This window comes from Providencia sp. PROV141, from assembly GCF_028481645.1.
GTDB lineage: Bacteria > Pseudomonadota > Gammaproteobacteria > Enterobacterales > Enterobacteriaceae > Providencia > Providencia rettgeri.
Map to the genome: position 1 here is coordinate 1 of NZ_JAMPPR010000019.1, position 12,912 is coordinate 12,912.

At 41.8% G+C, this 12,912-nt stretch carries 11 protein-coding genes and 4 tRNA genes; 2 read left to right on the plus strand and 13 right to left on the minus strand.

From position 1 onward, the window contains the following. Window positions 1–71: 71 nt before the first annotated feature. The 5 genes from rplS to ffh all read right to left on the minus strand — a co-directional run bounded on the left by rplS (window position 72) and on the right by ffh (window position 3,580). Entirely contained in the window at window positions 72–425 is a 354-nt protein-coding gene (gene rplS, locus PSF09_RS13605; protein WP_004914006.1) for a 50S ribosomal protein L19, read from the minus strand. Window positions 426–466: 41 nt separating this feature from the next. Further along, a complete protein-coding gene (trmD, locus tag PSF09_RS13610) occupies window positions 467–1,231 on the minus strand; it encodes a tRNA (guanosine(37)-N1)-methyltransferase TrmD (protein WP_198641904.1) in 765 nt (254 codons plus the stop codon). Between the two features lie 38 nt (window positions 1,232–1,269). Next, window positions 1,270–1,815, minus strand: coding sequence for a ribosome maturation factor RimM (gene rimM, locus PSF09_RS13615; protein WP_047757188.1), 546 nt, complete (start codon window positions 1,813–1,815; stop codon window positions 1,270–1,272). A gap of 18 nt (window positions 1,816–1,833) precedes the next feature. Then, window positions 1,834–2,082, minus strand: coding sequence for a 30S ribosomal protein S16 (gene rpsP / locus PSF09_RS13620; RefSeq protein WP_004914031.1), 249 nt, complete (start codon window positions 2,080–2,082; stop codon window positions 1,834–1,836). Between the two features lie 136 nt (window positions 2,083–2,218). After that, window positions 2,219–3,580 (minus strand): signal recognition particle protein, encoded by a 1,362-nt coding sequence (ffh, locus tag PSF09_RS13625; protein WP_210837520.1) that lies wholly within the window; start codon window positions 3,578–3,580, stop codon window positions 2,219–2,221. A gap of 386 nt (window positions 3,581–3,966) precedes the next feature. Between ffh and PSF09_RS13630 the strand changes: the two genes are divergently transcribed. Then, complete coding sequence (locus PSF09_RS13630; protein ID WP_004264820.1) at window positions 3,967–4,758, plus strand: cytochrome C assembly family protein; 792 nt, start codon at window positions 3,967–3,969, stop codon at window positions 4,756–4,758. A 42-nt stretch (window positions 4,759–4,800) separates the two neighbouring features. Further along, window positions 4,801–6,087, plus strand: a complete 1,287-nt coding sequence (locus PSF09_RS13635; RefSeq protein ID WP_272684011.1) for a CNNM domain-containing protein — start codon at window positions 4,801–4,803, stop codon at window positions 6,085–6,087. Window positions 6,088–6,173: 86 nt separating this feature from the next. On the opposite strand, the gene luxS is transcribed toward PSF09_RS13635, so the two are convergent. The 8 genes from luxS to alaS form a co-directional block, all read right to left on the minus strand. Then, window positions 6,174–6,689, minus strand: coding sequence for an S-ribosylhomocysteine lyase (luxS, locus tag PSF09_RS13640; RefSeq protein WP_004914042.1), 516 nt, complete (start codon window positions 6,687–6,689; stop codon window positions 6,174–6,176). A 153-nt stretch (window positions 6,690–6,842) separates the two neighbouring features. Beyond that, entirely contained in the window at window positions 6,843–8,402 is a 1,560-nt protein-coding gene (gene gshA, locus PSF09_RS13645; RefSeq protein WP_210837514.1) for a glutamate--cysteine ligase, read from the minus strand. 196 nt (window positions 8,403–8,598) lie between these two features. Further along, window positions 8,599–8,675: transfer RNA gene (locus PSF09_RS13650), tRNA-Arg, on the minus strand. Window positions 8,676–8,769: 94 nt separating this feature from the next. Next, window positions 8,770–8,846: transfer RNA gene (locus PSF09_RS13655), tRNA-Arg, on the minus strand. Window positions 8,847–8,984: 138 nt separating this feature from the next. Next, window positions 8,985–9,061, minus strand: a tRNA-Arg gene (locus PSF09_RS13660). 11 nt (window positions 9,062–9,072) lie between these two features. Continuing rightward, window positions 9,073–9,165, minus strand: a tRNA-Ser gene (locus tag PSF09_RS13665). A 436-nt stretch (window positions 9,166–9,601) separates the two neighbouring features. Next, complete coding sequence (csrA, locus tag PSF09_RS13670; RefSeq protein WP_004264815.1) at window positions 9,602–9,787, minus strand: carbon storage regulator CsrA; 186 nt, start codon at window positions 9,785–9,787, stop codon at window positions 9,602–9,604. Between the two features lie 228 nt (window positions 9,788–10,015). Beyond that, on the minus strand, window positions 10,016–12,643 hold the full coding sequence (gene alaS / locus PSF09_RS13675) for an alanine--tRNA ligase (RefSeq protein WP_272684012.1): 2,628 nt from the start codon (window positions 12,641–12,643) through the stop codon (window positions 10,016–10,018). Window positions 12,644–12,912 lie beyond the last annotated feature (269 nt).

Genomic DNA, 12,912 nt, shown 5'->3' on the forward strand with positions numbered 1-12,912 from the left:
TGACGAATATAAAAAGGCCCGCAAATGCAGGCCTCTCTCATAACATAACTTTCGGATGTAGCGAAAGCGTATTACTTGGCGTTCAGACGCTCTTTGATACGAGCTGCCTTACCAGAACGCTCACGCAGGTAGTACAGTTTAGCTCTGCGAACAGCACCACGACGTTTAACAGCAATGCTATCTACGACTGGTGAGTGAGTTTGGAATACACGCTCAACACCTTCGCCGTTAGAAATTTTACGAACAGTGAATGCAGAGTGCAGACCGCGGTTACGAATAGCGATAACCACGCCCTCGAATGCCTGCAGACGTTTTTTAGAGCCTTCTACGACCCATACCTTAACTTCCACGGTGTCACCCTGACGGAATGAAGGTACGTCCTGCTTCATTTGCTCTTGTTCAAGTTGTTTAATAATGTTGCTCATAATAACTCTCTTACCCTAGGTAAACTGATATGTTTAGACAATTAATTGTCTGGATTCATTTGTTGCTTGGACTGATATTCAACTTGGAATTCAGTCAACAACATCCTCTGCTCGTCAGTCAGAGCTAGGCTTTCCAGAAGCTCAGGTCTTCTAAGCCAGGTACGGCCAAGTGATTGTTTCATGCGCCAGCTATCGATTTTAGCGTGGTTTCCTGAAAGTAAAACTTCCGGAACCTGCATACCGTCTAACACTTCAGGGCGGGTATAGTGTGGACAATCTAACAAACCATCTGCAAAAGAGTCTTCTTGAGCAGAGGCTTGATGACCAAGTACCCCCGGAATAAACCGTGAAACTGAGTCAATCAACACCATCGCGGGGAGTTCCCCACCACTGAGAACGTAATCACCGATTGACCATTCTTCGTCAACTTCGGTTTGAATGATACGCTCATCAATACCTTCATAGCGGCCACAAACAAGAATCAATTTCTCATTGGTTGCCAGCTCGCAAACACCGTCTTGACTGAGTTTGCGCCCTTGCGGTGAAAGATAAATAACCTTTGCACCAACACCTGCCTCAGTTCTTGCTGCGTTGATTGCATCCTTAAGCGGTTGCACCATCATCAGCATGCCTGGACCACCACCATAGGGGCGATCATCAACAGTTTTGTGCCTATCGTGAGTAAAATCCCGCGGATTCCAGCACTCAAATGTTAGCAGGCCATTTTTCACTGCCCGACCAGTTACCCCGTACTCGGTTATTGCGCGGAACATTTCGGGAAACAGGCTAATTACACCAATCCACATCATTTCGTCCCACTTATCAATACCGTTCAACCGGAGATTTAAAAACCAGGATCCCAATCCACTTCAATAAGTTTGGCATCGAGATCGACTTTCTTGATAACCTGCCCATCAAGAAACGGAACCAACCGCTCCTTGATGCCAAATGCATCTTTTAAATTCGCCTTAATGACCAGTACATCATTTGAACCGGTCTCCATCATGTCAGTGATGGTACCAAGGTCATAGCCTTGTAACGTCACTACATGGCAGCCCATCAGGTCTTTCCAGTAGTATTCGTTTTCTAACTCAGGAAGTTGGGTTGAATCAACCGCAATCTCAAAGTTAGTCAAAAGCGCAGCTGCATCGCGGTCATCGACCCCGTTCAGCTTGACGATGATATCCTTGTTATGATGTTTCCAATCTTCAATTTCAATGTGTTGCCATTGACCTGAGCGTTGGATAAACCAAGGCTGATACTCAAAAATACTTTCAGCATGTTCGGTGGACGAAAAAACTTTGAGCCAACCACGAATACCGTACGCTGCACCTAATTTCCCCAACACGATTGGGTTTTCAGGTGGCTGTAGTTTAGTTTGCTTGCTCATTGTTACCACCGCGACAGATTAAGCTGCTTTCTTAGCTTGTTTGACCAGTTGTGCAACACGGTCAGAAATAGTTGCGCCTAAGCCAACCCAATGCTCAATACGGTCCAGGTCTAAACGCAGTTCTTCTGCTTGACCAGCAGCGATCGGGTTGAAGAAACCGATACGCTCAATGAAACGACCGTCACGCGCATTGCGGCTATCGGTTACAACGATTTGGTAGAACGGACGTTTTTTAGCGCCGCCACGAGATAAACGAATTGTTACCATAACATCCTCATTAGTTAACAAAACAACCAGACTCCATCGAGGGATAGAGTCCGGCTGTCATATAAAAAGCCCGAAAAGTTTACTCACTTTGACGCAAAAATCAATCAAAAGTGCGTTTTCTTTGAGGCTTTATTGCTTAACGCCCCGGAAAACCCGGAGGCATCATACCCTTCATGCCGCGCATCATCTTGGCTAGACCACCTTTTTTCATTTTCTTCATCATGCGTTGCATGTCATCAAATTGTTTTAAGAGGCGGTTAACTTCTTGCACGGTAGTTCCCGAACCTGCCGCAATACGACGTTTTCGCGAACCTTTAATAATTTCAGGTTTTTCACGTTCTTTACGTGTCATGGAATTAATCATCGCTTCCATACGAACGGTGATTTTATCATCCATTTGGGACTTAACGGCATCTGGTAACTGAGACATTCCGGGCATTTTACTCATCATGCTCGCCATACCGCCCATATTACGCATTTGCTTTAATTGACTTAAAAAGTCATTTAAATCAAAGCCATCCCCTGTTTTAAGTTTTTTAGCAAGCTTTTCAGCTTCATCACGGTCAACTTTATGCTCAATCTCTTCAATCAGAGAAATCACATCACCCATTCCAAGAATACGCGACGCAACGCGCTCTGGATGGAATGGTTCTAAGGCATCAGTTTTTTCACCAACACCTAAGAACTTAATGGGTTTCCCCGTAATAGCACGAATTGAAAGTGCCGCACCACCTCGCGCATCACCATCGACCTTGGTCAACACAATCCCGGTCAGTGGCAAGGCTTCATTAAACGCTTTCGCTGTGTTTGCCGCATCTTGCCCTGTCATCGCATCAACGACGAATAAGGTTTCAACTGGCTTAATAATGCGGTGAACTTCTTGGATTTCTTCCATCATCGCTTCATCGACGTGCAAGCGACCCGCTGTATCCACTAACAGCACATCGTAGAATTGCAATTGTGCATGTTTTAATGCTTTTTGAACAATCGCAGCGGGTTTTTCTTGTACTTCCGAAGGGAAAAAATCAATACCAACACTTTCAGCTAACGTCTCTAATTGTTTAATCGCTGCGGGGCGATAAACGTCAGCAGAGACAACTAATACTTTTTTCTTTTGTTTTTCTTTTAAAAGCTTACCTAATTTTGCAACGCTGGTTGTTTTACCCGCACCTTGCAAACCCGCCATTAAAACGACCGCAGGAGGTTGTGCGGATAAATTAAGTTGGTGGTTTTCGTCCCCCATCGCCCGAGTCAGTTCATTTTGAACTATTTTGATGAACTCTTGGCCTGGTGTTAGACTTTTATTGACATCTTGCCCAACTGCATTTTCTTTAACTTTTTGAATGAATTCACGGACAACTGGTAAAGCAACATCAGCTTCCAGCAAGGCCATACGAACTTCGCGTAGTGTTTCTTTAATATTTTCATCAGTTAGACGCCCACGCCCACTGATATTGCGCAACGTGCGCGATAGTCTGTCAGTTAAATTATCAAACATATGTCTTAGCTCAATTCTGTTGATGGGCCGATGTCAGCCTGATCTGGTTGCTAATACAGATAATTTCAAGTGCGTGTTATCTAACAACTTGAATTATAAGCATCAATGCCTTCACAACGATGAAGGAAAACCAACACTAAAAATAATCGCGGCAAAATAATGCCCCATTGTAACATACCCGCAGTTTTTTCGCTGCCCCCTGTTTGAAACGGATGATACAGGTTATTATGGCTTGAATTTAATAATACGAACCAAACCCGTAGGCGCGTGAAGTGCTATCAGCAATGAATATATTGCGATTGACCCGTCCAATAGTTGGAGCCTGCACTCGTACAAGTTATACTATGAAATAACTTTCCACTAAAAATGATTAACGACACTATACTATGCCCGTATTTGCAGTCATAGCAGTTTGTACATACATGGTCAGTCTGTTACTGATCGTCCCCGGCCAAGTGCGTAAACAGCCGTTTTACCGCCATCTCGCGCTTTTTCTTGCCGTTGTTGCGTTAGTAACTCACGCTATTACATTGAAATTTTTGATTTTCAGTGAAGCCGAAGGACAAAACCTCACGCTGTTGAATTTAGGCTCAACAGTGAGCTTACTCATGTGTGTGATTATGACTGTTGTCGCTTACTGGGGAAAGGCTTGGTACTTAACACCCATAGTCTATAGTTTTGCCATCATTAACTTGATGCTGTCAACGCTAATGCCTGGTGAGTTTATTACCCACCTCGAAGCTCGCGTCCCCCTGTTTGTTCACATTGGCCTCGCTTTGTTGAGCTATGCAACACTCCTTATTGCTGCTTTGTATGCATTACAAGTGGCTTTAATTGACCATCAGCTAAAAAATAAGACCTTAAAATTTAGCCCCGATATGCCACCGATGATGGTGATTGAACGTAAAATGTTCCATATCACTCAAGTTGGTGTCATTTTGCTAACTCTAACCTTATGCACTGGCTTTATTTATATGGATAATATTTTTGATAAAGAAAATATCCATAAATCAGTGTTATCCGTTATCGCTTGGTTTGTTTATATTACTCTACTTTGGGGGCATTTCCATGGAGGATGGCGAGGTAAGCGCGTCCTATTTTTCCATGTTGGCGGCTCAATCATCTTAACTATGGCTTTTTTTGGCAACCGTCTAATACAGGAGTTTATGGTATTTTGACGCAAATAAAGTCACTACTTTCACCACATAAGGAAACTTGTTTTGGATGATGTGTCCACGAGTACGCTAATCATCATATTGATTGTTTTAATTTTTATGTCAGCCTATTTCTCTGCATCAGAAACTGGGATGATGACGCTAAACCGTTACCGGTTAAAACATTTAGCAAAACAAGGTAATCGCTCAGCGATACGTGTTGAGAAACTCCTTAAACATCCTGATAAGCTGTTAAGCCTAGTCCTTATCGGTAACAACTTAATCAACATAGTTGCTTCCGCATTAGCCACTATTATCGGTATGCGGCTATACGGTAACGCGGGTGTAGCAATGGCAACTGGGATCCTGACTTTTGTGATCCTCATTTTTGCCGAAGTTATGCCAAAGACACTGGCAGCGCTGTACCCTGAAAAAATTGCATTTCCAAGTAGCTATCTCTTAAAACCATTGCAAGTCGTTATGATGCCTATTGTTTGGGCATTTAATACTATTTCAGCACTACTGTTACGTTGCATTGGGGTGAAGTCACTAACCGCACGGACTGATGCGGTTAATAAGGAAGAGCTACGCACCATTGTTAACGAATCAAAGCATAAAATTAGCCGCCGAAATCAAGACATGCTGATTTCAATTTTAGACTTAGACAAAGTCACGGTTGGCGATATTATGCTGCCAAGGAATGAGATTGTTGGCATTGATGTCAATAATGACTGGAAATCAATTATTCGGCAGCTTACGCACTCCCCTCATGGCCGTATTGTGCTTTATCGCGATTCACTTGATGACTCTATTGGCATTCTACGCGTCCGCGAAGCGTACCGTCTCATGATGGAAAAACGTGAATTTAATAAGCAAAACCTCATTAAAGCTGCAGATAACATTTATTTTATTCCTAACAGTACACCGTTAAATGTTCAGTTAGTTAACTTCCAGCACAATAAAGAAAAACTCGGGATTATTGTTGATGAATATGGTGAGATTCAAGGCCTTATCACTGTAGAAGATATCTTAGAAGAGATAGTTGGTGATTTCACCACCTCTATGTCGCCATCCTTAGCTGAAGAAGTTTTACCACAGAGCGATGGGAGCGTTCTTGTAGATGGTTCTGCTAATATTCGTGAGCTGAATAAGGCTTTTGATTGGAATCTCCCTGTAGATGGTCCTAGGACGGTTAATGGCATGGTTTTGGAAGTCATCGGTGATATTCCACAACTTGAAGAGCAAATCGTGGTAGGACATTACCTTATCGAAGTATTAGCGATGAATGAAAACATCGTTAAGCAGGTCAGGATCACACCTCTTACTTTTAGTTCTCAAGTTCCCGATCTTTGATTTGTTTATAAACTTGCCATTAAATTCTTCTATAAAAATAAAAAGAGCCTTAATTGGCTCTTTTTATAGAGAATATTTGATAAAAACTAAACATGTAGCTGTTCAAGTTTCTCTGCAGGTAATGCTAACTCATCGTTCTTATTGATACCAATTTCAGATGCAAGAACATTACGTGCAATTTGCTGGGCTTCTTCCAGTGAGTGCATTTTATATGTACCGCACTGATAGACATTCAATTCAGGAATTTTGTTTTGATCTTTCACCTGCAAAACATCTTCCATTGCTGCCTTCCATGCATTAGCAACACGCAGTTCATCAGGCTGACCAATAAGGCTCATATAAAAACCAGTGCGGCACCCCATTGGTGAAATATCAATAATTTCAACACCGTTACCGTTGAGGTGGTCACGCATAAAGCCTGCAAAGAGGTGCTCTAAAGTATGCGTCCCTTTTTCTGTCATGGCTTCTTCATTTGGTACAGTAAAACGCAAATCAAAAACCGTGATGGTATCACCACTTGGTGTTTTCATGGTCTTTGCCACACGTACAGCAGGCGCTGACATGCGAGTATGATCGACAGTAAAGCTATCTAATAATGGCATTTTGTGACCTCCTCAAAAATAAAAAATATTTTCTAAAATAAATGAAACTATTTTGAAAATGCAGAGTCTGAATTATTGAAAGACGCGCAATTTGTTATCATCCCTAATTCTCTAAGAGATTTTTTATTTGGCCACCTAGAGTGGCCATTTCTTTTAGCGTCCTGCATGAATGCGTAGATAGTCCTCAAAGCTTTCGCTCTCACTTTGTTCCATCTTCGCTTGCTTCTCTATTGAAGCCAATCGTGCTTGCTCAAATTGCTCTTCAGTTATCACTTCATACGGTTCATTCACTAACTGTTCAAAATATTTTTCAGCTAATTCTAACCCGTAGCCACCAATGCCTTTTTCTAACATTTCATCCATAACAAGCGCTGAATATGTGAGAGTTGGATCTTTAAACATAGCGACAAATTGGTGACAAACTTCTTGATATTTAGCATCACAACAAGTGTCTAACACTTCAGCCACGCGGATCAAGTCATTAAATAATTGCTGCCCAACTTCAACTAATGGCTTAACTTCACTACCACAGCCGAAACCAATAACTTGACCGGGTTTACGGCCTTCAAGGATGACACGATTCCAGTTTTGACGACAACAGTCTAATTCTTGTGCGTTCATTTCAGGTGCATCAGCGAGTACGCACCATATTAAGAATAGATCAACAAAACGAGCTTGTGTTTCATTAACGCCTATTGCACTAAATGGATTGATATCAAGTGAACGGACTTCAATGTACTCAATACCACCGCGCAATAATGCATCGGAAGGTGATTCATTGCCTTTAGGAACGCGTTTCGGCCGTATTGGGGCGTAGAGCTCATTTTCAATTTGTAGCACATTCGTATTTAGCTGAATATATTTGCCATCTTTTTTGACACCCAGTTTTTCAAATTCAGCTGAAGGCTTATGGATAGCTTTTTTCAGGTTTTCTACATATTCATCCAGTTTATTGAACGTGATATTTAAATCACTTTGTGATTTATTTGTATAACCTAAGTCACTCATGCGTAGAGATGTCGCATAAGGCAAGTAATACGTACCACAGTCCGTTTTATCAAATGATAGCGTTGTATCCCTATCTTTCAAAAAAGAGCCGCAAATAGCCGGAGATGCACCGAATAGATAAGGAATAACCCAACCAAAGCGGTAGTAATTTCTAATCAGACGTAAATAGCCTTCAGAAATTTTTTCTTTACCGCTTTCTTCATCTTCAATGCCTGCCCATGCTTGCCAAAATTCAATCGGCAAAGAGAAGTTATAATGCACCCCTGCTATCGTTTGCATCAAAGCGCCATAACGATTTTTAAGGCCTTCACGGTACAGCGTTTTAAACTGCCCTACATTAGAAGAGCCATATTGCGCAAGAGTGATTTTATCTTCACTTTCAATAAAGCACGGCATACTCAACGGCCACATTCTTTCATCTTGAAGGTGTCGAGCTGTATAGCGGTGTAAATCCCGCAAAAAAGCCAAATTATGGCTAATGCTTTTATCTACAGGAGTAATAAATTCGAGTAGGGACTCCGCAAAATCTGTCGTGATCCATTTATGTGTTAAAGCTTTTCCCAGCCCTTCTGGATGCAAGGTCTCTGCAATTGCGCCTGTAGGGGTTACACGCAATGTTTCACGCTCTATACCACGTTGAATACCATTTAGTGTTTCTGGGTGCGCCTCTAACCATGAGAGCGCTTTCGATACGTCCGGGATCAAGTCGACCTCCCGCCTGTGATGTTAATTTATTTTATTAAGGCAATTACTTTAGCTTAAATCACATAAATTGTCGCTGTCTAGATGTGTGGTTTATGAGGGAATAAATCAAAGATGCATGGAAAATGCGATTTAGTTAATTTTATGAATGGTAATTTTAGGCAAAAAAAAACTCCTCAAATGAGGAGTTTCTTAATGATGGTGCATCCGGGAGGATTCGAACCTCCGACCGCTCGGTTCGTAGCCGAGTACTCTATCCAGCTGAGCTACGGATGCAAAATTCATTCGATTTTGAATCGATGTATTCTCAATAACTTTTCTGAGTTAAATTAAAAGGTATTATTGATATGCTAAGTTATTAGCTAAGAGATGGTGCATCCGGGAGGATTCGAACCTCCGACCGCTCGGTTCGTAGCCGAGTACTCTATCCAGCTGAGCTACGGATGCATACTTAATGCAAGATGTGCTGCTCTCTCAAACTTCTTTATCAACTTCTACTTCTGTAAATCAACTTCTTAGTTACTGCTTTGTTTGGCTGCTAAAACCAAAACAAAACCCCATCAGATGTTCTCATAGGGTTAAAAATGGTGCATCCGGGAGGATTCGAACCTCCGACCGCTCGGTTCGTAGCCGAGTACTCTATCCAGCTGAGCTACGGATGCATAATCTAAAATGGCGGTGAGGGAGGGATTCGAACCCTCGATGCAGCTTTTGACCGCATACTCCCTTAGCAGGGGAGCGCCTTCAGCCTCTCGGCCACCTCACCATATTTTAGTTACACACGATTTGTTTTTTCAAACATCTCGTTGCTGTGTGGCGCACATATTACTTTCCTAGACTTAGAAGTCAAACAATTTTTCCAAACTTTTTGCATTCCGGTGTCTGTTTGCACATTTCACAAGCAAGATGATTAGTTTAACACCGAAAAAGATATATTTCAGCCCTTATGACACTAACTTTATAAACAAAAATACTGGAAAAAAATTATTCTACAAATGAATGAAAATGAGCTCACAGGATTGATTAGCCTATATTTCGAACAAAAGGAAACTAAATTTCAGTACAAGAGAACCGAAGACTAAGTAATAAAGTGAGTTTGATGCTAGAAAAGTATAAAAACGAAAGGATATTTTTAGAAATAATGCGAGTAAGACAAGCGCCCATTCTTGCTGTGTGGTCAATCATTGGACGCTTATTCATTATTATTGATTATCTGGTTGAGTCTTTTCAGCCTGGATCCGTTGATAAATTTCTTCACGGTGAACAGAAACTTCTTTTGGGGCATTAACACCAATACGAACTTGGTTGCCTTTGACACCCAATACAGTAACTGTTACCTCATCGCCTATCATGAGTGTTTCACCAACTCGACGAGTCAGAATAAGCATTCTTTGCTCCTTGAAATATTAAAAGAGTCGGGTCTCTAGGTATCCCCCGCTATTGTCCATCACACACCGTGAAAACGTAAAGCAATGACATTCACCTAAAGCATTGATGCCATCAATACAAGCATTCTAATTATTTACAAGCAAAATATAGCACTACAAACGATACATTAACAATGCCGCAACAGATTAAAGTTGCCTCATCTTTTAATGAGGCAACTTTGTAAGTGCTTACAGGCGTGCTTCAACCCATTCTTCGACACTCGCCATCGCAGCAGGCAATGAGTTAACGTCAGTACCTCCTGCTTGAGCCATGTCTGGGCGGCCACCACCTTTACCACCAACCTGACTTGCAATATGGGAAATCAAGTCACCTGCTTTAACTTTAGCAGTTAAATCATTAGTCACCCCAACAATCATACTGACTTTATCACCACTTGTTGTTGAAAGCACGATAATCGCTGATTTCAACTGATTTTTAAGGTCATCAACCATAGTTCTCAACAACTTAGGATCAGTATCTCCTAATTGAGTCACTAATAATTTGATGCCTTTCACGTCTTTCGCTTTGCTACTTAGTGAAGCACTTTCTTGAGATGCTTGTTGATCTTTTAGTTGCACAATTTCTTTTTCGAGCTGGCGAGATTTATCTAATGCCGCTTTCACTTTCTCGACAAGGCTATTCATATCACCTTTAACCAAGTGTGCAATTGCCGAAAGTTGCTCTGATTGATTGTGAATACTTTCAATTGCTGTAGTACCCGTCGTCGCTTCAATACGACGAACACCTGCAGCGGTACCCGATTCGCTAAGAATACGGAACAAACCAATATCTCCGGTACGACGCGCATGAGTACCACCACATAATTCGATAGAAAAATCACCCATACTCAGAACACGTACACGCTCTTCATATTTTTCACCAAATAATGCCATAGCGCCTTTTGCTTTTGCACCTTCTAAATCCATCAGTTCAGTTTCAATTTCTGAATTTTTACGGATTTGCGCATTCACAATATCTTCTACTTGGCGTAGTTGGTCTTGTGTCATCGCCTCAAAATGGGAGAAGTCAAAACGCAAGTATTTATCATTAACCAATGACCCCTTTTGAGAAACATGGTCACCTAATACTTGGCGTAATGCCGCATGCAGTAAGTGCGTTGCTGAGTGATTCAAACGTATAGCATCACGTCTAGCACTATCCACAAAAGCGGTAATTCTATGGTTAACAACGAGTGTTCCCGCTTCAACCTTACCAATATGCCCAATCGCTTGACCATATTTTTGTGTGTCAGTAACTTTGAAGCTCACACTATCATTATTTAAATAACCAGTATCACCGACTTGCCCACCAGACTCTGCGTAAAATGCTGTTTTGTCTAGTATAACTAAGCCTTCTTCACCTGCATTCAAGCTGTCTACAGGCTGGCCATCTTTATATAATGCAGTAATAGTCGCTTGTTGCTCATCATATTGATAACCGGAGAATTCACTGCGCTTATCAACTTTAATTAAAGAGTTATAATCTGCACCAAAACCACTGGATTCGCGCGCACGACGACGCTGGTCCTCCATCGCTCGCTCAAAACCTTCTTCGTCGACTTTAATATTGCGTTCACGGCAAACATCTGCCGTTAAATCGATTGGGAAGCCATAGGTGTCATATAAGCGGAATGCGGCTTCACCGTCCAGAGTATCCCCTTTCAGTGAGGCAAGTTCTTCATCTAATAACTGAAGACCACGTTCTAAAGTGCGAGCAAATTGCTCTTCTTCGGTCTTGAGAACTTTTTCGACCATTGCTTGCTGGCGTCCAAGTTCATCAGCCGCAGACCCCATGACGTTAATCAGTGGCGCGACTAATTTATAGAAGAAGGTATCTTTGGCACCAAGCATATAACCATGACGAACAGCACGACGGATAATGCGGCGCAGAACATAACCACGACCTTCATTTGATGGAATAACACCATCACTAACAAGGAATGCACAAGAACGAATATGGTCAGCAATAACACGTAATGATTTATTTTCTAAATCCGTCGCACCTGTTGCTTTAGCGGCTGCAGCGATGAGATCGCGAAAAATATCAATTTCATAGTTTGAATTAACGTGCTGCAATACTGCAGAAATACGCTCTAAGCCCATTCCTGTATCGACTGAAGGTTTTGGCAGAGGCTCCATTGTCCCGTCAGACTGACGGTTAAATTGCATGAAGACCAAGTTCCAAATTTCAATATAGCGATCACCGTCTTCTTCTGGGCTTCCTGGAGGTCCACCCCATATGTGGTCACCGTGATCATAGAAAATCTCGGTACATGGACCACAAGGACCGGTATCACCCATCTGCCAGAAGTTATCTGACGCATATGGCGCGCCCTTGTTATCACCGATACGAATAATACGCTCAACTGGAACACCAATTTCTTTGTTCCAAATGTCATAGGCTTCATCGTCAGTTGCGTAAACGGTCACCCACAGCCTTTCTTTTGGTAAGTTAAACCATTCTTCACTAGTCAATAATTCCCAAGCAAAACGGATAGCGTCATGCTTAAAGTAATCGCCAAAGCTAAAATTGCCTAACATTTCAAAAAATGTATGGTGGCGAGCGGTATAGCCCACATTTTCTAAGTCGTTATGTTTACCACCTGCGCGCACACAGCGCTGCGCGGTTGTCGCTCGGGAATATGCTCTTTTATCCAGACCAAGAAATACATCTTTGAACTGGTTCATCCCTGCGTTTGTGAACAATAGTGTAGGGTCATTATTTGGCACTAGTGAACTACTAGAGACCACTTGATGACCTTTTGTATGAAAAAAGTCGAGAAACGCTTGACGGATCTCAGCGGTGCTTTTACTCATATTTATCCCGATATCAAGCTGGAAACAGAATTACGAATTGTTGAGATGGAATGTAACATCACCTCTAATCAACTCTCCGATTAAAAAGTGACTGATAAGATAAAGTCTCTTTGTGCAGAAGTAAAATATAGATACATCCATTCGCAGCTTTCATTGTAAAGCGTCTAGATATTTTCTGAAAGTATGTTTATACCTTGCACTGGTGTATTTTTCCACAGAAAAACTGTTCAATAAACTATTAATGTAATAGGTTTAAAATAAAACAGGCG